The sequence below is a fragment of the Mesorhizobium sp. WSM4887 genome (assembly GCF_029625865.1).
Classification (GTDB): domain Bacteria; phylum Pseudomonadota; class Alphaproteobacteria; order Rhizobiales; family Rhizobiaceae; genus Mesorhizobium.
In genome coordinates, this window is record NZ_JARTVP010000004.1 from 269983 (window position 1) to 293389 (window position 23407).

The 23407-nt window shown below is 64.1% G+C and carries 19 protein-coding genes and 1 pseudogene; 7 read left to right on the forward strand and 13 right to left on the reverse strand.

Annotated elements, in window-relative coordinates; genetic code table 11:
• The 6 genes from P9230_RS18180 to P9230_RS18205 form a co-directional block, all read right to left on the reverse strand.
• A partial coding sequence (locus tag P9230_RS18180; RefSeq protein ID WP_278120245.1) for a VCBS domain-containing protein occupies positions 1–989 on the reverse strand: 989 nt, incomplete at its 3' end.
• Positions 990–1448: 459 nt separating this feature from the next.
• Positions 1449–2300: a patatin-like phospholipase family protein gene (locus P9230_RS18185; RefSeq protein WP_127215101.1), complete on the reverse strand. Its 852-nt coding sequence runs from the start codon at positions 2298–2300 to the stop codon at positions 1449–1451.
• Positions 2297–3622, reverse strand: a complete 1326-nt coding sequence (locus P9230_RS18190) for a pitrilysin family protein (protein WP_278056268.1) — start codon at positions 3620–3622, stop codon at positions 2297–2299. The genes P9230_RS18185 and P9230_RS18190 overlap by 4 nt, the downstream gene beginning before the upstream one ends.
• A gap of 209 nt (positions 3623–3831) precedes the next feature.
• On the reverse strand, positions 3832–5193 hold the full coding sequence (locus tag P9230_RS18195) for a pitrilysin family protein (RefSeq protein WP_066996668.1): 1362 nt from the start codon (positions 5191–5193) through the stop codon (positions 3832–3834).
• 125 nt (positions 5194–5318) lie between these two features.
• A complete protein-coding gene (gene rsmD, locus P9230_RS18200) occupies positions 5319–5873 on the reverse strand; it encodes a 16S rRNA (guanine(966)-N(2))-methyltransferase RsmD (RefSeq protein WP_067325125.1) in 555 nt (184 codons plus the stop codon).
• On the reverse strand, positions 5854–7929 hold the full coding sequence (locus tag P9230_RS18205) for a pseudouridine synthase (protein WP_278120247.1): 2076 nt from the start codon (positions 7927–7929) through the stop codon (positions 5854–5856). Before P9230_RS18205 ends, rsmD begins: the two co-directional genes overlap by 20 nt.
• A 181-nt stretch (positions 7930–8110) precedes the next feature.
• Here P9230_RS18205 and P9230_RS18210 point away from each other — a divergent pair, with 181 nt between their 5' ends.
• Positions 8111–8572, forward strand: a complete 462-nt coding sequence (locus P9230_RS18210) for a nucleoside deaminase (RefSeq protein WP_066996659.1) — start codon at positions 8111–8113, stop codon at positions 8570–8572.
• 113 nt (positions 8573–8685) lie between these two features.
• Here P9230_RS18210 and P9230_RS18215 read toward each other — a convergent pair whose 3' ends face one another.
• The gene (locus P9230_RS18215) at positions 8686–9363 is read right to left on the reverse strand and encodes a hypothetical protein (protein WP_082980518.1); all 678 of its coding nucleotides are present in this window, start codon (positions 9361–9363) and stop codon (positions 8686–8688) included.
• A 247-nt stretch (positions 9364–9610) separates the two neighbouring features.
• Entirely contained in the window at positions 9611–12595 is a 2985-nt protein-coding gene (gene ileS, locus P9230_RS18220) for an isoleucine--tRNA ligase (RefSeq protein ID WP_278120249.1), read from the reverse strand.
• A 53-nt stretch (positions 12596–12648) separates the two neighbouring features.
• On the opposite strand from ileS, the gene P9230_RS18225 reads away from it, so the two are divergent.
• Positions 12649–12846: a hypothetical protein gene (locus P9230_RS18225; protein WP_067325119.1), complete on the forward strand. Its 198-nt coding sequence runs from the start codon at positions 12649–12651 to the stop codon at positions 12844–12846.
• A gap of 1 nt (position 12847) precedes the next feature.
• Here P9230_RS18225 and P9230_RS18230 read toward each other — a convergent pair whose 3' ends face one another.
• The 3 genes from P9230_RS18230 to P9230_RS18240 all read right to left on the reverse strand — a co-directional run bounded on the left by P9230_RS18230 (position 12848) and on the right by P9230_RS18240 (position 15567).
• On the reverse strand, positions 12848–13645 hold the full coding sequence (locus P9230_RS18230) for a MipA/OmpV family protein (RefSeq protein ID WP_095778378.1): 798 nt from the start codon (positions 13643–13645) through the stop codon (positions 12848–12850).
• A gap of 135 nt (positions 13646–13780) precedes the next feature.
• Positions 13781–13993, reverse strand: a complete 213-nt coding sequence (locus tag P9230_RS18235; protein ID WP_278120251.1) for a hypothetical protein — start codon at positions 13991–13993, stop codon at positions 13781–13783.
• A 23-nt stretch (positions 13994–14016) separates the two neighbouring features.
• Positions 14017–15567: an acid phosphatase gene (locus P9230_RS18240; RefSeq protein WP_278120253.1), complete on the reverse strand. Its 1551-nt coding sequence runs from the start codon at positions 15565–15567 to the stop codon at positions 14017–14019.
• Positions 15568–15710: 143 nt separating this feature from the next.
• Between P9230_RS18240 and P9230_RS18245 the strand changes: the two genes are divergently transcribed.
• The gene (locus tag P9230_RS18245) at positions 15711–16265 is read left to right on the forward strand and encodes an HdeD family acid-resistance protein (protein WP_066996639.1); all 555 of its coding nucleotides are present in this window, start codon (positions 15711–15713) and stop codon (positions 16263–16265) included.
• Between the two features lie 192 nt (positions 16266–16457).
• Here the strand turns inward: P9230_RS18245 and P9230_RS18250 are convergent, their stop codons facing one another.
• Positions 16458–17441, reverse strand: a complete 984-nt coding sequence (locus P9230_RS18250; protein ID WP_278120255.1) for a bifunctional riboflavin kinase/FAD synthetase — start codon at positions 17439–17441, stop codon at positions 16458–16460.
• 47 nt (positions 17442–17488) lie between these two features.
• Entirely contained in the window at positions 17489–18349 is an 861-nt protein-coding gene (locus P9230_RS18255) for a TIGR01459 family HAD-type hydrolase (protein WP_095801161.1), read from the reverse strand.
• Between the two features lie 298 nt (positions 18350–18647).
• Between P9230_RS18255 and P9230_RS18260 the strand changes: the two genes are divergently transcribed.
• The 4 genes and pseudogenes from P9230_RS18260 to P9230_RS18275 form a co-directional block, all read left to right on the forward strand.
• Positions 18648–20609, forward strand: a complete 1962-nt coding sequence (locus P9230_RS18260; RefSeq protein ID WP_278120258.1) for a pilus assembly protein — start codon at positions 18648–18650, stop codon at positions 20607–20609.
• Positions 20610–20635: 26 nt separating this feature from the next.
• On the forward strand, positions 20636–22609 hold the full coding sequence (locus tag P9230_RS18265; protein WP_278120498.1) for a pilus assembly protein TadG-related protein: 1974 nt from the start codon (positions 20636–20638) through the stop codon (positions 22607–22609).
• 177 nt (positions 22610–22786) lie between these two features.
• Positions 22787–23137, forward strand: coding sequence for a nuclear transport factor 2 family protein (locus tag P9230_RS18270; protein ID WP_278120260.1), 351 nt, complete (start codon positions 22787–22789; stop codon positions 23135–23137).
• Positions 23138–23281: 144 nt separating this feature from the next.
• A pseudogene (locus P9230_RS18275) lies at positions 23282–23368 on the forward strand (LysE family translocator); the annotation flags it as partial.
• Positions 23369–23407 lie beyond the last annotated feature (39 nt).

Consider the following 23407-nt stretch of genomic DNA (forward strand, 5'->3'; position numbering starts at 1 on the left):
TCCGGCGCCACACTGGTCGTGTGCACGTCGATCAGGTCGACATCGTTGAAGGCGATGGTGCCGCTGTCCGACAGCGTCGGAGCGGCCGCATCCTCCGTCACCGAACCCGCCGCATCGGTGCCGGCAACCGTGATCGTCGGATCGTCATTGGTGCCGGTGATGGTAATGACGACATCGCGGGTGATGACGCCCCCATGCTGGTCGTCGAGCGTGACAGTATAGGTCTCGTGCACGACCTGGCCGGCCGCAAGCTTGTCGAGGGCCGAATCAGCCGCTATGAACGTCCAGGTGATCAGGCCGCCCGAGCCGGTCCCGGTGGTGTCGGTCGTCTTGACCGCGGCAAGCGAACCGAGCTGGCCACTATAGTCTGTGCCCTTAAACGCCGCCGATACCAGGTGCACGTCAGTAAGGTCGACATCGCTGAAAGCGATGGTGCCGGTCGCGGTCTCGGTGGGCGTATGGGCGTCCTCGATGACGGCGCCGACCAGCGTGGCGGCGCCAATCACCGGCTTGTCGTTGGTGCCGGTGAATTGAATAGTGGTCGTGGCCCAGCTCAGCGTGCCGTTGCCGAGCTGAATGGCGTAAGTCAGTTTGTCGGTAAGCACCTGTCCCTGAGCAAGCGACTGCAACAGCGTGTTGATATCCGCAGTGTTGTAGTGAATTGTGCCATCGCTAGCGATCCAGATGCGCGCTCCGAGCAAACTCGTGTCGGTGGTTCCGGCAAGTCCAGCGCTGTCGTTGGAACTGGAATATGTGGTGTCGCGCACCAGCAAGTCCGACGGCGCAGGTATTTTCGTAGCTGTCGAAAGACTGATTGAGTTGTCGACGGAATAGAGCTGCTTGGCCGCGCCTCCCAGGTCATTGGCCAGTACATTCAGAATCAGAATGCCGGTCGAATCTTCAGCGAAGATGAAAGCGTCATCCTTAGCTTGCGGCGTGTTAGAGAAGGAAACGGTCGTCCCGCCTGCGTCGGCAACCTGAGTGGCCATCTTTCATCCCCCTGGCAGACGCGCTCCGCGCCTGCTCGTTGGCCGTCCGAGACGGCTGACTACCCCATGCCGACGAATCGGCGCCCAGTCTGACGGGGAGAGGAAAGGATCAGAGTGCCATGCAACCAGGCGCAACCCGACGGTCCGGCCGTGAACGGCCAGCCCAAGGCGGTTCACAGACAGGTGGTGGCTCGATGGTGATGGCTACGACGGCGATGATCGCCGCGTTGCTTTTCCCCTACCCCAGTAGCGCCGAAACTCGTTGTTGCCGGTCGGGAGATTATTCGCGCTACCCTATATATTAGGATATTATTAACTCTACCGCAGCGCGCGTCAATGTCGAATTCGAAGAAGAGTTAATGACAAAATGCGTACTTGTACGCAGACATGGATAAACTGCATCGCACAGGCAAATAGAACTCGGTCCTTCCACGTAGCGGATCAGGCCTGTCCCACCTCTCACACGGCCTTGCCTAGCTTGCCGCCGCGCTCGGCGACCGCCTTCTCGACGGCGCGTTTCAGCTCGTCCTTGATCTCGACGGTGTCGGCCATCAGCGTCTCGATCTTCAGGAAATCGAGCACGCGGTATTTCGAGACGGCCGGACGGATAAGAATATTCGGCGGGTGCTGCCGCAGCTTGTTGGCGATGATCGACTGCATCATCAGCTGCGTGGCGCCATACATGAGGTCGACCGTGGTCGGATGCTTGCGTTCGACGTCGCTCGGCGCCCCGACCACGTCGATGGCGATGATGATGTCGGCATCCTTCTCGACCAGGTCGAAGGGCACCGGGTTGTAGATGCCGCCATCGATCAGCAATCGGTCGTCGCGCATCACCGGGCGGAACACCGCCGGAATGGCGGCCGAGGCCGCCAGCGCCGATTGCAAATCGCCCTGCGAGAACACCGCGAGCTTGTGGCCGAAATAGTCGGTCGCCGTCACCTTGAGCGGAATCTTCAGCTCTTCGAAGGTCGCCGGAATGGCGTCAGGCAGGAAGGCCTTCAGGATGCGCTCGATATTGAACTGGCCGACGCGGATGCCGCCCTGCATGGCTTCCGCGATCGTGCCGGGCCGCGAGCGCCACATGCGCGCGGCCACCTCAGCGCGGCTGCCGAGGATCAAGCGGCTGTACTCGTGGATCTCCGCCCCTCGCATGCCGGCGGCCATGCCGGCGCCCATGATGGCGCCGATCGAGGAGCCGGCGATCGCAACCGGTTTTATCCCGAGCTCGTCCAACGCCTCGATGGCGTGGATATGCGCCAGCCCCCGCGCGCCGCCGCCGCCGAAGGCAACCGCGAAGGTCGGGCTCATCCCTTGCGGGCTCCCGCCACCTGCACCAGCGGCGGTCCGATCACCATTATCGCCGGGTCGGCCGACAGAAGCTTCCTTGCCGCCGCCTTGACGTCTGCAAGCGTCACCGCATTGATCAGCGCGGCGCGGCGCCTGATGTAGTCGATGCCGAGATCGTCGAGCTGCAGCTCGACCAGCGTCGCGGCAATGGAACTGGAGGAGTCGAGATTGTTGATGGCGTAGGCGCCGATCATGTATTTCTTGGTCGCCGCGAGCTCCTCCTCGGTCGGGCCGTTCTCGGCCATCTCCTTCACCACCTGACGCACAATGGCGAGCGTCTCGGCGGCGCGGTCGGAACGCGTCGCCGTCGTGACCAGCAGCGCGTTGGAATGCTCGTGATCGACGAGATCGGAGCTGACGCTATAGGCAAGGCCGCGCTTCTCGCGCACCTCCTCGTAAAGCCGCGACGTGAAAGTCGAGCCGCCGAGGATCTCGTTCATCAGCACGGCCGCGTAAAAATCGGGATCGCTCCGTTTGACGCCGGGCCAGGCAAGCTGCAGCGAGGTCTGCGGCAGATCGTAGTTCACTTCCAGCTGCTGGCCGAGCTTCAGCGACACGTCCGCCACCTGGGCCAGCGTCTGCGTCTGCGGCAGGTCGCCGAACACCTCGTCCAGCTTGCCGGAGAGCGTGGCGGCGTCGATGTCGCCCACCACCGCCACATGCAGGCCGGCGCGCGCGAAACTCGCTTTGCGAAAGGTCTTGAGGTCGGCGGCCGTTATGGTGGCCAGGCTCTCCTTCGTCCCCTCATCCGGCCGCGCATAGGGATGCTTGCCATAGATCGCGCGCAGCCAGCGCTGCTGGGCGATCGTGTTGGGGTCGCGCTCATTGGCGAGAATGCCCGAAAGCATCTGGGCGCGGATGCGGTCGATCGGCGCCTGGTCGAAGCGCGGGCTGTTCACCGCCAGCTTCAGCAGGCCGAACGCCTCGTCCTTTTGATCGGACAGCATGCGCATCGAGCCATAAAGGCCGTCGCGTGCAGCCTGAAAACTCATCTCGGCGCCGGCGTCGTCCAGCTTCGACTGGAAGGCCTCGCTGTCGAGGTCGCCGGCGCCCTCGTCGAACAGGCCGCTCATCAGATTGACCAGACCTTCCTTGCCGGCAGGGTCCTGCGCGGTGCCGCCGTCGAAGACGAAGCGGATGGCAACCAGCGGGATCGAATGGTCTTCCACCAGCCAGGCGGTGATGCCTTTCTTCGACTTCACCTCCTGGATGTTCATCTCCGCGTGGGCGGCCAGCGCCGGCAAGAGCAGGAAGAATAGGGCAAAGCAGAGGGTTGCGACGATACGGTAGACCCCACCTTCTCCCTTTGTGGGAGAAGGTGGATCGGCGCACAGCGCCGAGACGGAGGAGCATATCGCCCAGCTGGGGCGCCCCTCATCCGGCCGCTTCGCGTCCACCGCCCGGGGGCGAGCCACGGGTCTCGCCCCGTCCCTCGGACCCCACAAGGGGAGAAGGGAAGAAGCGCCCATTCGTCCACGTTCCATGCTCATCATCAATTCCCCGCCTGTTGTTGCGGCAGGAGATAGCCGGTCGTCGAGCGGTCGAGCACCAGGTAGCGGGCGGCCGCGGCCTTGACCTCTGCGGCAGTGACCTTGCGGATGCGGTCGGGCCATTCCTCGACATCCTTCACGTTGCCGCCGGTGGCGAGCGTCGAGCCGTACATATTGGCCATGTCGTCCTGCTTGTCGCGAGCAAAGACCATCGAACGGACATAGCGGGTCTTGGCCCGCTCCAGCTCGTCACCGGTCACGCCGTCCTTGGCAATGCGCGCGACCTCGGCATCGACCGCCGCTTCGACATCGGAAAGCTTGGCGTCGCCGCGCGGCGAGCCATAGACGGTGAAGTTGGTGGCGTCGAGCATGGTGCCCTGAAAGAACGCGCCGGTCCCGGAGGCGATGCCCTGCTTCACCACCAGCTGCTGGTAGAGGCGGCTGCGGTTGTCGCCGCCCAGGATTTCGGCCAGGAGATCGAGCGCCTCCGCCTCGCCGGGCTTGGCGGTGTGATAGGACGGCACCACCCATTGCGTGGAAAAGCTCGGCACCGAGACGCGCGCATCGGTCAGCGTCACGGTGCGCTTGGTGTTCTGCTCCGGCTCGACCGGGCGGATGCGCGGCCGCAGGTCCGGCCCGCGCGCCACCTTTCCGTAAGTCCTTTCGGCCATTGCCTTCACCGCGTCCGGATCGACGTCGCCGGCGACGATCACCACGGCGTTGTTCGGCCGGTAGAAGGTGTCGTAGAACGCCTTGGCATCCTCGCGGTTCAATTGCTCCATCTCCTGCATCCAGCCGATCACCGGAATGCGGTAGGGCTGGTTCTGCCAGAGCGTCGCGTCGACCTCCTCGTCCAGCACTGCCTGCGGATCGTTGTCGATGCGCGAGCGGCGCTCTTCCAGGATAACGTCGCGCTCGGTCTTGATGACATCGTCGGTGAGGACGAGGTTGCGCATGCGGTCGGCCTCGAACCCCATCATCTCCTCGAGCGCCGAAGGCGGCACCGTCTCATGGAAGGCGGTGTAGTCGTAGGAGGTGAAGGCGTTGTTCGAGCCGCCGATGTCGGCCACGGCGCGGTCGAACTCGCCGGCTGCGTGGTTGCTCGTAGCCTTGAACATCAGATGCTCAAAGAAATGCGCGATGCCGGATTTGCCGGGCGGCTCGTCGGCGCTGCCGATCTTGTACCATACCATATGAGTGACGATCGGGGCGCGATGGTCCGGAATGACGACGACTTCCAGGCCGTTCTCGAGCAGGAAATCCTTGACCGCGGCTTCGTCGGCGGCGCGTGCCGGAGCCTGCGCCGCGAACGCCAGCGCGCCGGCAAGGAATGCTGCGCGCAGGCCTCTGGTGTTCAATGTCATCAAATGCTCCGGTTTCGGTCGCGCGACGATAGAAAAGGTTCCATGGCGAGGCAAAGTGATTTGTTCGTCATTTTCGAGGCGCGTGCGTCATTTCCTTTTCCCTTGCGGGAGAAGGGACGTGCCCCTCACCCCACCTCGACAAACCGGATCACCGTGTCGCCATAGCCGCGCTCGTCCACCACGGAAAAACCGGCGCCCGGTTCGAACGGCGCGGACGCCGCCTCCTCGACCACGCAGAGCGCGCCGGGCAGGAGCCAGCCGCCGGCTTTTGCCGAGCGCAGCGCGCGCTCGCCGAGGCCCTTGCCATAGGGCGGGTCGGCAAAGACCAGGCCGAAGGGCGACAGCGTGCCGGCTTCGCCCAAATGGGTCGCGTCGCGGCGGAAGATTTTGGTCCGCCCGGTGAGCCCGAAGGCCTCGACATTGTCGCGGATCAGCCCGCGCCCTTCCGCCGATTCCTCGATGAAGACGCAATAGGGGGCGCCGCGCGACAGCGCCTCCAGCCCGAGCGCGCCGGTGCCGGCGAAGAGATCGAGCACACGGCCGCCTTCGAGCTTTTCGGCATAGCGATGCGCAAGCACGTTGAACACCGCCTCGCGGGTGCGATCGGTGGTCGGACGGATGGCATTGGAACGCGGCGTCGCCAGCGGACGCCCGCGAAACTCACCGCCGACGATCCGCATTGCCACCCCTCGGCCCCTTCGGACCGCGCGGCCTGTCGCCGCCGCTTCCCTCCGGCCGATCGTCTCTTGGCTTGCCGAACGGCGTGCCCTTGCCGCCCGGCCTGAACGACGCCTTCCGCGCCTTCGCTTCCGCGGCCTTCGCGGCGTCGGCCTCCGCCCTGCCCTTGCCGATGGGACGCGCGCCCGGCGCCATCCAGACATTGGCCTTGCGCTGGCCGGGCGGTTCGATCGGCCGCGGTTCGCCTTTCTTGCCGGCCTTGCCGCCGAAGCCGCGCTCGGACTTGCCGAAGCCGCGCTCGGATTTGTCGAAGCCAGACTTGTCGAAGCGAGACTGGGGACCGCGTTCGCCGAAGGCTCGCTCGGGCTTCGTCGAAAGCTTGCTCAGCGCCTCGTCGCGGCTGCCCTCACGGCGCTTGCGGGCCTTGATCAGCCCGCCCTCGCCGATCGGCCGGCGGTCGCCCTCGCGCGTGAATTTCGGCCGCTCGTCCTCATCGCGGCGCGGCTCGCTGCGTCGCACCGGCTTGTTGGAGAACGGTTTTTGGATCTCGGCGTCGAAATTGGCGCCGGACTCTTCAACCAGCCGCTCGCCGAGCTGCTCGCGCAGCGTGCGGCCCTTTATTTCCAGCACGTGGCCCTCGGGCAGCTCGTTGAGCTGGAACGGCCCGTAGGAGATGCGGATCAGCCGCGTCACCTCCAGCCCCAACGCGCCGAGGATGTTCTTGACCTCGCGGTTCTTGCCCTCGCGCAGGCCGATCGTCAGCCAGGCATTGCTGCCCTGCTCGCGGTCGAGCGAGGCCTCGACCGAGCCGTAGAACACGCCGTCGACGGCAATGCCGTCACGCAGGGCGGTGAGCTTGCTCTCCTCGACCTTGCCGTGGACGCGCACGCGATAGCGCCGCAGCCAGCCGGTGGCCGGCAGTTCGAGCACCCGCGACAGCCCGCCGTCATTGGTCAGCAGCAGCAGCCCTTCGGTGTTGATGTCGAGGCGGCCGACGGTCATCAGCCGCGGCAGATCGGCCGGCAGCACGTCGAAGACGGTCTTGCGGCCTTCCGGATCGCGGTTGGTGGTGACCACGCCTGCCGGCTTGTGGAACAGGAACAGCCTTGTGCGCTCGATCGGCGGGATCTCCGTGCCGTCGAGATGGATGACGTCGTCGGGCATGACGTTGAAGGCCGGCGACGACAGCACCTTGCCGTTGACCTTGACGCGGCCGGCGGCGATGAGTTCCTCGGCGTCGCGGCGCGAGGCGATGCCGGCGCGCGCCAGCCGCTTGGCGATGCGCTCGCCGGCCTCCGGCGCTGCTTCTGAGGGCCGCGGGCGCGGCTTGAAGCCGCCTTCCGGCTTTCTCGCGGCGCTGTCGCGCGGCGCTCGATCGGCGAAATCCCGCTTCGGGCGCTGCGCGAAGTCGCCTCCGTCTTCGCGCTGCGGCCGGTCGGCCAAGTCGCGCTTGGGCCAACCGCCGAAATCCCGCTTGGGCCGATCGCCGAACTCGCGCTTGGGGCGATCGAAGCGCCGTTCGGCGCGTTCGCCTTCGGCGGCCATCGGCCGGTCGCCGCGCGGCGTGTAGGGCTTGCGGCCTTCGCGCTTGTCGAAGGGTTTGCCGTCGCGCGGCGGACCTTTGCGGAGCGGTCGTTCGCCACGCTCTCCACCTTCGCCCCCGTCACGAGGCTTGTAGCTGCGTTTGAAATCGCGGCGCTCGCCTTCCGCGGCCGCTGGCCGATCGCCACGTGGCGTATAGGGCTTGCGGGCGCCATCGCGTTTTTCGAACGGCTTTCCCTCGGGGCGCGGTCCTTTGCGGAACGGTCGTTCTCCGCGTTCCGCGCCCTCGACGGCGCGCGGCTTGTAGCTGCGCTTGAAATCGCGCGCGGGGCGCTCGCCATCGGCGGCCATCGGCCTGTCGTCACGCTGCGTGTAAGGCTTGCGCGCGCCACCGCGCTTCTCGAAGGGCTTGCCCTGCGAACGCGCTCCCTGGCGGAACGGCTTGTCGCCGCGCGGCGTCGGTTTCGATCCGCCTTTGCCCGGCCCTTTGCGTGATGATTTCTTGTCGTCGTCCATATGGATCTTGCTCTTCTTGGACTGCCGCGGCGTACGCGCCCGGTCGGACGCGTTATGCAGGCAGTGTCATCTTGATTTGCGCATGCAGCAGCGCGGCAAAAACCGATTCCGGTTTTCAGGGTCACGCGCTAGATAACAGGATCACCGTCGGGTGGCGAGGAGTAATCGGAATGCAAAGCGCGTGAAGCGGCCGGATTTCATGGCTTTGGCGCTCAAGGAAGCCGAAGCGGCCGCAAGCCGGGGCGAAGTGCCGGTCGGCGCGGTGATCGCCAACGGCAACATTGTCGTAGCCAAGGCCGGCAACCGCACGCGCGAGCTGGCCGATCCGACTGCGCATGCCGAAATGCTGGCGATCCGCGAAGCCTGCCGGCAACTCGCCAGCGAGCGGCTTACCGGTCACGATCTCTATGTGACGCTCGAGCCCTGCGCCATGTGCGCCGGCGCCATTTCGTTCGCGAGACTCCGCCGGCTCTATTTCGGCGCGGCCGACGAGAAGGGCGGCGCGGTGGTCAACGGCGTGCGCTTCTTCGCCTCGCCCACCTGCCACCACGCGCCGGACGTCTATTCCGGCTTGGGCGAAAGCGAAGCGGCCCTCATCCTGAAGGAGTTCTTTCGCGAGAGGCGGAATGGCAGTGAATGGTGAATAATTGACGCAAGCAGTGAGTAGCAAAGAAGCAGGTCGTGAGTAGTGAGCAACAGAGACCTATTCGCTATTCGCTATTCGCTATTCGCTATTCGCTATTCGCTATTCGCTACTTACAGCCCCAGCCAGTCAAACCAGCCGCCGCCCTTCTTGCCTTCCGCCTGCGCCTTGAGCCGGCGCTCCTTCTTGTACTCGTCCTCGCCGAGCTCGTTTTGCGGCGCGGTGTCGGCGGCCTGACGATAGGCAAGCGGCGGCTCGCTCAAATACTTGCGGACATTGGGATTGCCCTGCTTCTGCTCCGCGAGGCGGCGCTGGATCTCGGCGGTTCGGGTCGCGCTGGAATCGTCCGGCGACCAGCGCGGCGGATGGCTGGATGCAGAATCGGCCAAAGCCTTCTTCACCGCCACCGGGTCGGTCTGAACGTCCTCGACCGCTTCCGGCTGGTAGTTCGGGTCGTTCTGGTGGGCGGTCGCGTCGGCGCGAATGCGGGCGCGGCGCGCCTCGGGCGATTCGGGCCAGTCGGCGCTCGCCGTCTGGATGCTTTCCTGCGGTGGCGGCAGAGTTTCCTTCTGTCCCGGCGCGGGCTTCACCAGGTCCGGGCGCGGCTTATAGTCGATAGGATCGCGGCGCTTCGGCGTGATCGCGACGGCGCCCGAAACGTCGTCGGCGAGTTGCTCGGCGGCGGTCTTGTCGGTTCCGTAGGTCGGAGAGCCGACGCAGCCCGACATGGCCATGGCCGATGCCACAAGCGGCGCCAGCAGCGCGGCGCGCGCAAACGTTCTTTCGGTCATGCCAAAAAGTCCCACTTTAAAGCCTTTCGGTCGCCACCGGCCACAGGGGCGCGGTCCCCTTCTTCCCCGCGTTTGCGATGGAAATCCGGCGACAATTTGTCTGCCGGAGTCTCGCGTGTTTACCTCAACCACTTGTCAAGGGCAACGCGCGGGCGAATTTGCGCCGCCCGGCGTGGCACTTTTGCACTTATTTCATGGGTGCATATCGTTAGCCCAAAACCGCTGCGCACTCTTGGGCGACATGCACCTACAAACGCCCGAGCGCCCTCAGTTCACGCAGCACGGCAGCATCGCGGGCCGAGACATCGTGAAATTCCGGATCCTGCCCGACATCGGCCGTGTAGCGCCAGGAGCGCGCGCATTTGACCAGACCGCGATCCTGGGCCTTCTCGACGACGACCGCGACGCCCTTGACGTCATCCAGCGTGAAAGCGCCTTGCGGCGCCTTGCCATGGCTGATGACCAGATCGCTGGTGATCGCCATCTCGGCCATGTCGACATCGGCGATGGCTGCTTCCAGCGCCGCATCGTCGATGGTGACCACCGGCACGGCTTCCAGCGAGGAGCCGATCAGTTTATCGGCGCGCGCGATCTCAAGCGCGCCGGTGACGACGCGGCGCACCTGCCGGACCTTGCGCCATTTCTCGGCCAGCGCCTCGTTCCTCCAGTTATCCGGAATGGCCGGGAACTGGTCGAGATGCACCGAGGCGGCTTCGGGGTGACGGTCGAGCCAGGCCTCTTCCATCGTGAAAGGCAGCATCGGTGCCAGCCACTTCACCAGGCATTCGAAGAGATGGCGCACGACCTGCACTGCCGCCTTGCGGCGCAAGCTGGACGGCGCGTCGCAGTAGAGCGCGTCCTTGCGTATGTCGAAATAGAAGGCCGAAAGCTCCACCACCATGAAGTCGAGCAGCGCGCGGGTGATGCGCTTGAACTCGAAGGCGTCGTAGCCCTGGCGCACCGCCTCGTCGAGTTCGGACAGCCGGTGCAGCATCAGCCGCTCCAGCTCCGGCATCTTGTCCAGCGGCACGTCCTCGCCATCGTCATGGGCGAGCGTGCCCAGCATCCAGCGAATGGTGTTCCTCAGCTTGCGGTAGGCGTCGATATTGGTCTGCAGCACGTTCTTGCCGAGCCGCTGGTCTTCCCAGTAGTCGGTCGTCACCACCCAGAGCCGCAGGATATCGGCGCCGGACTGTTTTATCACGTCCTGCGGCACGACCGTGTTGCCGAGCGACTTCGACATCTTGCGGCCTTCCTCGTCCATGGTGAAGCCATGGGTGATGACCGTCTCGTAAGGCGCCCTGCCCCTCGTCCCGCAGCTTTCGAGCAGCGAGGAGTGGAACCAGCCGCGATGCTGGTCGGAGCCTTCGAGATAGACGTCGGCCGGCCATTTGAGGTCGGGCCGATCCTCCAGCGTGAAGACATGCGTCGAGCCGGAATCGAACCAGACGTCGAGGATGTCCGTCACCTGGTGCCATTTCGAGGCGTCGTGGTTGCCGAGGAAGCGCTCCTTGGCGCCCGGCGCGAACCATGCGTCGGCGCCCTCCTGCTCGAAGGCGTCCATGATGCGCTGGTTGACCGCCTCGTCCTTCAGCACATTGCCGTCGGCATCGGCGAAGACGGCGATCGGCACGCCCCAGGCACGCTGGCGCGACAGCACCCAGTCGGGGCGCTCCTCGATCATGGCGCGGATGCGGTTCTGGCCGGCCGCCGGCACGAAGCGCGTGTCGTCGATCGCCTGCAGCGCGCGGCTGCGCAGCGTCGTGCCGTCGCCGAGGTCCTTGTCCATATAGACGAACCATTGCGGCGTGTTGCGGAAGATGACGGGCTTCTTCGAGCGCCAGGAATGCGGATAGCTGTGCTTCAGCCGGCCGCGCGCGAACAGCGCGTTGCGCTTGATCAGTTCCTCGATCACCGCCTGGTTCGCGTTGCCCTTCTTGCCGTTGTCGTCGATGACGCGCGCGGGGCCGCCCTCGCGGTCCGGGCCGAAGCCCGGCGCATCCTTGGTGAAGAAGCCGGCATCGTCGACCGGGAACGGGATCGAGGTGTCGACGCCGCGCTTGATGAGTTCGGCCACCGCATCCATCCAGGCATCGAAGTCCTCGCGGCCGTGGCTGGGCGCGGTGTGCACGAAGCCGGTGCCGGCATCGTCGGTGACGTGCTCGCCGGCGATCATCGGCACGGGGAACTCGTAGCCGCCGCCCAGTCCTCTGAAAGGATGCGAAAGCGTAAGACTTGCAAGCTGTTCAGGGGAGACGTTGTGAAGCCGGTTCAAGGTGACCTTGGCTTTGGAAGCGGCGTCCTCCGCCAGCGCGTCGGCGAAGATCAGCTTCTCGCCGGGCTGCGGCCCGAAGCTGTTCTCGGCCGCGGTCACTTCGTAGAGGCCATAGGCGACGCGCGGCGAAAAGCTGACAGCGCGATTGCCGGGCAGCGTCCAGGGCGTCGTTGTCCAGATGACGACATGCGCCTCCAGCAGGTCGAGTGCCGTCCCATTCAGCGCCGGCGCGGCATCGGCGGCGTCGACCGGCCGGGCAAGGCTCGCCACCGGGAACTTCGCCCAGATCGTGTCGCTCTCATAGTCCTGGTATTCGACCTCGGCCTCGGCGAGCGCGGTGCGCTCGACCACGCTCCACATCACCGGCTTCGAGCCGCGATAGAGCTGGCCGGACATGGCGAATTTCAAAAGCTCGCCGGCGATCCGCGCCTCGGCGTGATAGGCCATGGTCGTATAGGGATTGTCGAAATCGCCGATGACGCCGAGCCGCTGGAACTCGTCGCCCTGCACCTTGATCCAGTGGGCGGCGAAGTCGCGGCATTCCCTTCGGAACTCGTTGACCGGCACCTCGTCCTTGTTCTTGCCCTTGGCCCGGTACTGTTCCTCGATCTTCCACTCGATCGGCAGGCCGTGGCAGTCCCAGCCCGGCACGTAATTGGCGTCGTAGCCGCGCATCTGGAAGGAGCGGTTGATGACGTCCTTAAGGATCTTGTTGAGGGCGTGGCCGATATGGATGTTGCCATTGGCGTAGGGCGGGCCGTCATGCAGCACGAATTTCTCTCGACCGGCGGCTTCATCGCGCAGCTTGCGGTAAAGCTCCATGTCCTGCCAGCGCCTGACCAGGCCGGGCTCCTTCTCGGGCAGGCCGGCGCGCATCGGGAAATTGGTCTGCGGCAGGTAAAGCGTTTTGGAATAGTCGATGGTTTCAGCAGTATCGGTCACGGGGGTGTCGGTCATTGGTCTGCCATGTGCATTGCCCGTTGGCAAAATAGCTCGGGCGTTGAACTATCATGATCTGGAAAAAGCGCGAGGGGGCCGCGCGCAAAAGTCCCGGCGGCTCCGGCGGCGCTCAGGCCACCCGGAACACCGGGCCCGTAATTCGTATCGCGATCGCAAAAAGGCGCGAAAAGCTCGTCATGGCGTGGCTTTTAGCGGATGCCGCGGCAGGAATAAAGCGCGGATTTCAAGCCAAAGCGCCGGTATTTTGACTTACATCGAGAAATTGAAACGGTAGGTGGTCGACACGCCAACGGTCCACTGATCGCGGTCGCCGCGCTCCTTGACCAGACTGGAATCGGCCGCCGGCCCCATCAGGCGCGAATATTCGGTGAAGACGCTGGCCGTCATCGGCTCGGTCACTTTCCAGGTGATCGCACCGCCGAGCCCGGTCGACTTCAGTCCGCCGCCGGGATGGTATTCGCTGAGGCCCGAGGCCGCCGCTTCCGTGGCGTTGACGCCGTAATAGGCGTCGAAATACCCGGCCGAGGCGAAGGAGACACGGGGGCCGCCGGATATGCGGACGGTCGGGGTGACGTCGTAGAAGGCGTCCGCCGCGATGTCGGCGACGAAACCGTTGTGGGCGCGGATGCCGTGTCTGAGCTCCGCCCGGGCCCGCACCCAATCCAGCGGATAGAATTCGAAGAAGCCGCCGACCTCGCCGCCCCAGCGCACCGGATCAAGGCCTTGCAATTCGTCCTTGCTGGAACGCGAGAACAGGAACTTGCCGGTCAAGCCGGCGCGCACGCTGCCGTCGTCGATCAGCGCCAGCGAGATGTTGTCGTTGCGCGAGGTGAAACGCGCCTCCGGCCCTGCCTTGCCGAGCGAGATGATGGGCTGGGCGCTCAGCATATATTTCTTGCCGCCCTCGAAATTCGGGGCAACGAGACCGGTGGCGCCGAGCGTCAGGTACCAGTCGCCGGAAATCCAGCTCCCCTCGCCGGCCTGGGCAGAGGTGACGGCCATCAGGCCAGAGGCGAGAACCAGCGGAATCGTCCCGACAATACGCATCGTCAACCCTTACGCGAAACAGGCCGGCAGGAACACCGGGCAGCGCAGAAGGCATGGCGTCAGTGCGGTAAATTTTGACTTAAGATCCGTAACAGAGACGGCGCGGACCGCCAGCATGGAGATCGGCCGCCCGGCTCAGCTGCCGCGCGGCGCGTGCGACATGTCCAGCAGCTTGGCCACGGCCTTCGAGCCCTTCCCCGCGACGCGTGCCGATCCGTCGTCACCCACCTCAACGGTGGCGCCGCTGGAGAATCTAAGCGACCAACCATCACCTTTGGCGTTGCGGCGCCGGTCGGTGAGCTCGATGCCGGCAGCCGTGACCAGCGCGACGATCCGGTCGGCGTCCATGTTGGTCCTCCGAAAACGCGCCCTCAATTCAGGTCAAGCCCGCCGGTAAGATCGCCGAGCGGCGGCTCGCCATGCGCGGCTACGGCCTTGTCGCGAACCACGATGCCGTGCAGGACCGGCAATTCGAAACGCTCGGTGATGAAGCGCAGGATCGACGTCGTGTCATAAGGGGTATGATCGACATAGCCGCGCTTGGCGAAAGGCGAAATGATGATCGCGGGAATGCGCGTGCCCGGTCCCCAGCGGTCGCCCTTTGGCGGTGCGACGTGATCCCAGATGCCGCCGTTCTCATCATAGGTGACGACGACCAGCATGTGCGGCCATTGCGGGCTCTTTTCCAGATGAGCCACGACGTCGGCGATATGGCGGTCGCCGGCCTGGATGTCGGCATAGCCGGAGTGCTCGTTGAGATTGCCCTGCGGCTTATAGAAAGAGACCTGCGGCAGGGCGCCGTCGTCGATGGCCTGGATGAAGCTCGCGCCAGCCAACCCGGCGTCGCGCAGATGTTCGCGCCTGGCCTCGGTGCCCGGAGCGTAATTGGCGTAATAGTTGAACGGCTGATGATGATATTGGAAGTTCGGGATCGGTGTTTTGTTGCCGTGGTCGAGCGTGTACTGCCAGGCTCCGGAATACCACGCCCAGTTTATGTGCTTGAGGCTGAGCATGTCGCCGATGGTCGGTTCCGTCTGCGGCGGCAGCGTGGTGGGCTTGGTAGGATCCGCGAGCAGCCGATCGCCGCCGGGCGCCGGATCGTTGCCGCTCGGCTGGTATGGCGGCTGCATGGTGTTCACCGCGTAGAAATCCGGCGTCAGGTTGCCGTCGGAGACGAATTTCGGGATCCCGTCGCGCGCCGATTTCGGCGAATTGTCGGCGATCTTCAGCGCTGTGCCGCTAGCGTCCGTCACCGCGATCGACGGCTTGGCCGGGCTCTTGTCGGCATTCGCGTAGTACGGCGCGCAGGCGCAGATCAGCCACTGGTGATTGAAGAAGGAGCCGCCGAAGCCGCCCATGAAGAAATGGTCAGCGAGCACGTATTTTTGCGCAATGGCCCACATATCGGTCTTGGAGGCGTCCCAGTTGCTCATCGGCATGGCGCCTGAATCGGCCCAGGCGACGAACATGTCGTTCTTGCCACCGTTGATCTGCATCTGGTTCTGGTAAAAGCGATGCCACAGATCATGCGTCACGACGCTGAGCGGCACGTTGAACCCTTTTGGGTCGTTCACCGTGAACGGTTCGTTCGGAAGGTGCTCGGTCATTGCCTGCGTCACCGGCGGCGTGACGCCCTTGGCGGTCAGCCCGTCCCAGACCGGCGGCAGCTCTGACAGGACCGAGCCGTCACGGTCGCGCTGCTGCAAGCTTTCCTTGCTCGCCTTGTCGATGCCCTCCGCACCCGGAAAATGGCCATAGAGATTATCGAAGGCGCGGTTCTCGGCGAAGATGACGACCACCGTCTCTATCTTGGCGATGCCGTCCGGCGGATCGCCGGGCTGCGCCGCGAAGGCGGGAGGCGAAGCGACAGTGGACAAGGCGAGAGCCGAGGAAAACAGGGCGAGCCCATAGGATCGCTTCATCGCCGTACCTCCATTGCGCAAAGTCAAATGACACCAGCTTCGTTGCATCTTGGCAATAGGCACCGCGCTGGACGGGTGATCACATCGGGATTACCTTCGTTCAACCGCAGGATGCGCGGAGAACTCTGCAGGGAGACGAAGCCATGAGCTTGCAAGGCAATACCCTGGAAGACGCGATCGGACGCACGCGCGACAAATGGGGATGGTTCGTGGCGCTCGGCGTGCTGCTGCTGATTTTCGGCGGCATAGCCTTCGGCAATCTCTTCATCGCCACCGTCGCTTCGGTCTATGTCGTCGGCTGGCTGATGCTGATGGCGGGCGTCATCGAGATCATCCATGCTTTCGGCGTCAAGACCTGGGGGCGCTTCTTCTACTGGTTGCTCAGCGGCCTGCTCTATGCCGTCGCCGGCTTTTTCGCCTTCTACAACCCGCTGCTCGCCTCGGCAGTGCTGACGTTTCTGCTCGCCGTCGCCCTCATTGCTTCCGGGCTGCTGAGGGCCTGGGTCGCCTGGAACCATCGGCCGCAGCAAGGCTGGGGATGGCTGCTGGCAGCCGCGATCATCACCATCCTGCTTGGCCTGATCATCGCCATGGGCTGGCCGGTCAACAGCCTGTGGGTGCTCGGCATGTTCCTGGCCGTCGACCTGGTCTTCCAAGGCTGGAGCTTCATTGCCACCGGGCTGGCGCTCAAGCGGTAGGGAACTCGACCTTCGCGATCGGCCGAAGCCTGCCCAACATGGTCATCCCAGGGCGAAGCAGGAGCGAAGCTCCGTCGCGAAGACCCTGGGATGACGACATGAGAGGGCGTTTCGCCAATCGCCAAGGTTTGCAATCTGCTAGCCGGACGCAGGCGCTTTGACGCTTCTCTTCGCCACCGCGCCTTCCAGACCTCAGAAACAGATGGCGGCGTCCAGCTCCGATAGCGGACGCACACCTGCGAGCAGCGCCCTCGCCTCGGCCTCGTCGCGCTTCATCTGCGCGACCAGCGCATCGAGCCCATCGAATTTGAGCTCGGGGCGCAGATAGCCGAAGAACGACACCTGGCAGATCTCGCCATAGAGATCGCCGGAGAAATCGAAGACATAGGTTTCGAGCAGCGGCACGCCATTATCGTCGACGGTCGGCCGGCGGCCGAAGCTGGCGACGCCGTTATGGAGCGTGCCATCGGCGCGGCGCAAGCGGACGGCGTAAATGCCTTCCTTCAGAGTGGCTTCCGGCGAAAGCTTCATATTGGCGGTCGGAAAGCCAAGCGTGCGGCCGAGCTGCTGGCCGGCGATCACCTCGCTCTCGACGGTGAAGCGATAGCCGAGCAGGCCGGCTGCTTCCCCGACCTTGCCTTCGCAAAGCAGGGCGCGGATGCGGCTGGACGAGACGACCTCGGCACCTTCGTCGCGGAAGGCGTCGACCAGCGTGACGCCGAAGCCGTGGCGTTCGCCGGCCGCCATCAGGAAAGCCGGGCCGCCCTGGCGGTCCTTGCCGAAGTGGAAGTCGAAACCGGTGACGGCATGGCTGACGCCCAGCCTGATTTCCAGCACATCGGTCACGAATGCCTCGGCCGAGAGCGAGGCGAAGTCGCGCGTGAACGGCTGCTCGACGAGGGCGGCAAAGCCGAGCCTGGCCAGGAGCCGCGCCTTCATCGGCGGCGGCGTCAGCACGAAGAGCGGCACGTCCGGCCTGAACACCTTGCGCGGGTGCGGCTCGAAGGTGAGCACCAGGGCCGGCACGCGGCGGCGGCCGGCTTCGGCCAGCGCCCGTTCCAGCACCGACAGATGGCCGCGGTGGACGCCGTCGAAATTGCCGATCGCCACGACGCCGCCGCGCAGATGCCCGGGCAACGGCGTGACCGCCGAAATGCGTTGGAAATCGTGCGTCATGTCGACCTGCGTGATGTCGGGGCGCCCGTCATGGTCCGGCTTCCCGCCTATTGCAGCCGCGGGATGACGGCGACCGGGCGATAACCGTGCGTCGTGAGGAATCCCGCCAGCCTTTCGGGATCCGGCCGCAGCGGGTCGCCATAGTCGCGCGCATGAATCCCGCCCGAGACATAGAGCACGTCGAACCCGTTGTCGGCGGCACCCTTGACGTCGGTCATCATGCCATCGCCGATGGCGAGAACCTGTTTGCGCTCGGCCGCGTGGCCGAGCAGCCCGGCGACCTCCTTCATGGCGAGGTTGTAGATCGGCGCGAAAGGCTTGCCGGCGATCAGCGTGCGGCCGCCAAGCTGCGCGTAGTCGCGCGCCAGCGCGCCGGCACACCAGATGGTGCGCTCGCCGCGCTCGACCAGGATGTCGGGGTTGGCGCAGATGAAGGGCAGGTTGCGGGCACGCAGCCGCTGCAGCAGTTCCGCGTATTCGGCGGGCTTCTCCACCTCGTCGTCATAGAACCCGGTGCAGACGACGCCGGAGGCTTCGAATTCCTCCACGAGTTCGACGTCCAAGCCGTCATAGAGGGTGAAGTCGCGCTCGGGCCCGATGTGGAAGATCTTCCTCGGACCCTCGGCGATCAAGTCGCGCGTGACGTCGCCCGAGGTGACGACACGGTCGTAGGCTTCAGCCGGAACGCCGATCGCATGCATCTGCGCAACGACGTCGGCGCTGCGCCGCGGCGAATTGGTGATCAGCACCACCGGCACTTTTGCCGCGCGCGCCCGGGCAAGCGCCTCCGCGGCGACGGGGAAGTGCCATTCGCCATTGTGCACCACGCCCCACACGTCGCACAGGATGGCCGCGTAGTTTTCCGTCAGATCGGTGAGCGAAGCGATGATGTTTGGCGAGTCCGCCATGCCGTTATCCTGAGACTGGTCTAGGCAAAGCCGCGACAGCCATCCTTTTGGTTCGGAGGCCGCCACGGCCGGTCCCGCATAACCGAAGCGCTCCATCCTGTCACCAGCTTTCGCCATCGCCGCCGGGACGAGCCGCGACCACGCCCGTTCGGAAGCGCAGGGTTAACACGCCGTCAAAATGGCGGTGCGTGCTTGAACGTTTCGGGCAAGCTGAAATTTAAGGATCTATGACCATGGTAGCACCGAACTAGGACCATGGTCGTATACCGGTATGGGTCTTTTGCGGGGGCTGAGCGCAATGATCGGCAGATTTATAGGCGACAAGCGGGGCAACTACGCCCTGTTGACAGTCATCACGATGGTGCCGCTGATGGGTGCCGTGGCACTGGCCGTCGATTTTACGGAACTGGTTAGAGAGAAGCAGGAGACGCTCAACGCCCTAGATGCTGCTGGGGTCGCGACAGCGCAACAGATCGTCAGCGGAGCGAGCGACGCGGACGCGAGGGCCTACGCCAAGCAGTTCTTCGAGGCCAATCTCAGGCACGTGTCTCCGGCCAACACGACGCTGACCGTCACGCTGCCCAACAACAATGCCGGCGGCGGCACCCTGGTCCTGGAGGCGTCCCTGAAATATCACCCCTATTTCCTGCCGGCGGCGGCGATGCTGCTCGGCGGGACTGCGGGCGACCACGTAGTCAATGTTTCGGCGAGGTCGGAAATCCGACTTAAGAACACGCTGGAAGTGGCGCTCGTGCTGGATAATTCCGGATCGATGTCGACCCTGGGCTCGGGAACCGGGCAGAAGCGTATTGACCTGCTGAAAGCCGCCGCCAAGCAGTTGGTCGACACGCTGGCGCTGCAGGCCCAGCAGATGAAGCAGATCTCCAAGCCAGTGCAGTTCTCGCTGGTTCCGTTCTCTGCCTCGGTCAATGTCGGGCCGACGCATGACGGCGACAACTGGATGGATCAAGATGGTATCTCCCCGATCCAGCACGAGAACTTCGACTGGACGACGATGAGCGCCGCCAACGATCCGAACAAGTACGCCGAGAAGGTCAATGGCGCCTGGTACAAACGCGGTGACGGTTGGGGCGATACCAAGGGTGAGCCCCTGACCCGCTTCAGCCTTTATGCCGACATGACCGTGGAATCGGGTCGCGAAGAGGTGCCGAACTCAAAGCAGTACATCTGCGACGCGTACAACAAAAAGGGCAAATGCACCGACGGACATTGGACTGACCCGCAATATGTCTACACTACCAGCCGCTATGCGAGTTGGCAGGGGTGCGTCGAAGCGAGGCCTTATCCCTACAACGACGACGACACGACGCCGACCACGTCCAATCCTGCGACGCTCTTTGTGCCCATGTTCGCTCCGGACGAGCCCGGCACGCTGTGGCGCGACTTCAACCGCGACGGCACGAATGATGTCAACAGCTTGAGCTACGGCTACGAGAACAATTGGTGGGCAGACTGGCCTTATTCATTAAACCCAACCGCGGTTCAGCGGCAATCGGACATGCGGAAGTACTTTCTGGTGAAGCCTTACGGTTCGACTTCGGCCGGTGCCGGTGACGGCCCGAACGCAGCCTGCACCACCAGTCCAATCACGCCCCTCAAGGACGTCACGGTGAGTGCGCAGAAGCAGCAACTGACTGACGCCATCAATGCTATGGCGCCAACTGGCAATACGAACGTACCCGAGGGGCTCGCCTGGGGCTGGCGGACAGTCTCAAGCAACGAGCCCTTCACCGAAGGTCGGCCAAACAACGAAAAGGGCAACGACAAGGTCGTAATCGTGCTGACCGACGGCGCCAATACCTACAGCGCGATCAGCGACGCCAGTTACGCCAACAACCGTTCCACCTATGCGGCCTATGGCTATACAGGCAAAGTCAATTCCGCACTGGCAAGCGCCACGCGCCTGTTCATGAATACGAGCACCGCGGTGCCTAAGACCACCTATACGGACGGCAACTACACCGCCGCGCTTGACGAACAGATGCAGACGCTATGCGCCAATGCCAAGGCGGCTGGGATCATGGTGATGACGGTCTCGCTCGATTTGGTTGACACCAAGGCGGACGAGAAGAAGGCCATGGCTGCGCTAAAGGCTTGCGCTTCCGACTCCCGCTTCCGCAGAGACCCTGCCGACCCGAGCAAGCCGGCGAAGCTATTCTGGAACTCGACCGGCGCCACGCTTTCTGACGACTTCAAGGCGATCGGCAACGAATTGTCGAACCTGCGCATCGTCAGTTGATCCGAAAGAGCAACCGCTTGCTGAAGATGCGCGAATTCTGGCTTCGCTTTTGCCGCGACCGGCGCGGCAACTATGCCCTGATGACGGCGATCGCCATGGTGCCGCTGATGGGCGCCCTCGCAATCGCGGTCGACTTCACCGAACTCAACCGTCAGAAACAGATGGTGCTCAACGCGCTCGATGCGGCGAATTTTGCCGCCGCAAGGCGGTTGGCGGAAGGCGCCACCGACGACCAGATCAAGGCCTATGCCGTCGACTTCTTCAACGCCAACCTCAACACCATCGACCCCGCGGACGTAGCGCTCAACATCACCCTACCCACCAGCCAGGCCGGCGGCGGCTTGCTGACAATGAGCGCCACTCTTACCTACCATCCCTATTTCTATCCGGCTTCGGCAATGCTCGTCGGCGTCGACGAAGTCGACGCGAAAAAGCCCGTTGAGATCGAGATGAAGTCACAGGTGCGCTTGAAGAACACACTGGAAGTGGCGATGGTGCTCGACAATTCGGGCTCGATGTCGACGAAAGGATCCGGCACGGGGCAGAAGCGCATCGACCTGCTCAAACAGGCCGCCAAGCAGTTGGTCGACACACTTGCGCAGCAGGCGGCGCAGATCAAGCAGATCGACAAGCCGGTCCAGTTCAGCCTGGTGCCCTTCGCGGCTTCGGTCAATGTCGGGCCCGATAACGACAACGCCTCCTGGATGGATGTCTACGGGCTGTCGCCGGTCGCCAACGAGAATTTCGACTGGTCGACGCTCAACGCCGCCGACAAGCACGCCCAGAAGATCAACGGCATCTGGTACAAGAACGGCACCGGCTGGGGGACCGAGGAAGGCCAGGCACTGACCCGCTTTTCGCTCTATCGCGACATGAAGGTGGTCACCAGCCACGAGCGCATCGTCGGCAGCAAGCGCGTCGTCTGCGACGAATACCGGTCCAACAACACCTGCAAGCGAAGCCACAACGAATACGACTACAACGACACCTACGGCCCGTTCGCGAGCTGGCAGGGCTGCGTCGAGGTGCGTCCCTACCCTTACAATGTCGACGATACGCCTGCGTCCGGGGGGCCGAACAACACCGGCATCGGCGTCGGCGACCCGGCGACAATGTTCGTGCCGATGTTCGCGCCCGACGAACCCGGCAACCACTGGAAGGTGACGCAAGATCCCGACGAGCCGAACCCGGTGACCTACCGCGCTGCCAACAGCTGGTGGAACGACGATCCGTCGAGCACCACCGGCAAGACGCGCCAATCCAACATGGCCAAATATTTCATGCCGCGGCCGATCAATGCGCCGGTGCTGGCTACGGGCGCCGGTCCCAACTATAGCTGCACCACGACGCCGGTCACGCCGCTCACCGACGTCACCACCGCGGACGGGCTGGCCGCCATCAAGGCGGCTGTCGACCTGATGCAGCCCAACGGCAACACCAACGTGCCGGAAGGCATGGCCTGGGGCTGGCGCACCGTTTCCAGCAGCGCGCCGTTCACCGAAGGGCGGCCGGAGACGGAACGCGGCAACGACAAGGTCGTCATCGTGCTTACCGACGGCGAGAACACCTATTCGACGGTGAACTCCGATCCGGCCGGCAACAAATCGACCTATGCGGCCTACGGCTATACCGGCGTCGGCTACATAGGCACCTCGGTCACCCGCCTGTTCGGCGGCACCTCCAGCGACATCGGCCAGTTCAACTATTCCTCGGGCAACTACACCAACGCGCTCAACGAGCAGATGGCCAAGCTCTGCGACCACGCCAAGGCGGCCAACATCATGGTGATGACGGTTGCGCTCGACATGTCCGCGACCGACGCCGGCGACAAGCAGGCGATGGACGCCCTGAAGACCTGCTCATCCGACTCCCGCTTCCGCAAGGATCCCGCCGATCCCAGCAAGCCCGCCAAGCTTTTCTGGAATGCAACCGGCGCGACGCTGTCCGACAATTTCAAGGAGATTGCGAACGAGCTATCGAATTTGCGCGTAGTGGGGTAACGGACATAAACTGACGCCGGCGCGCCAAGAAGCGAAAAGGCAGGATCAGGGGCTTGATTTCAGATAGTATTCTCTTTCCCCTTTATCGGAGGATGCTGAGATGCTGTCAGACCTCGCGAAACTCATCAGCAGGATCATTTAGCCCTGGATGCCTTCGTCAAGGGCAATCCCGAACCATTGAAAAGTCTCTTCTCACAACGGGATGACGTCGTCATCGCCAATCCATTCGGCCCGCCGGCAAAAGGATGGAAAAAGGCTGCCGAAACGATGGACCGGGCCGCTACCAACTACCGAGACGGAGAGGTTATCGGCTTTGACCGTGTTTCCGAGTACGCAACGACCGACTTGGGTTACATCATCGAGATCGAGCGGGTCCGATCCAAGGTCGGCGGCAGCGACAAGCTTGTTCCGATCGCACTTCGAACCACCACTATATTTCGGCGGGAGAAAGGCGCGTGGAAGATCGTCCTTCGTCATGCCGATCCTATTACCTCGCCTCGTCCGGCAGCCTCGATCGTCGGTGAGTAGAAAGGCTACCAAAGCCTGCGGCGCTGCCCGCCCTGGCGCAACGAACGGCGCCGGCAAGTCCCTTGCGCTGGTGCGCGGCACAAGGCACATGTCCGTCCCCGCCGGCATCGGACCTTCCCTGCCGCAGGTGCTGGAGATCGAGCGATGCCTGACGCCGCCAACCATCTGACCTTCGCGCTGATCTGCCTCGGCATGGTGCTCACACCCGGCCCGAACATGATCTATCTGATCCACTCATGAGGGCGAAAAACGCTTTGTTTTCAACGGCCA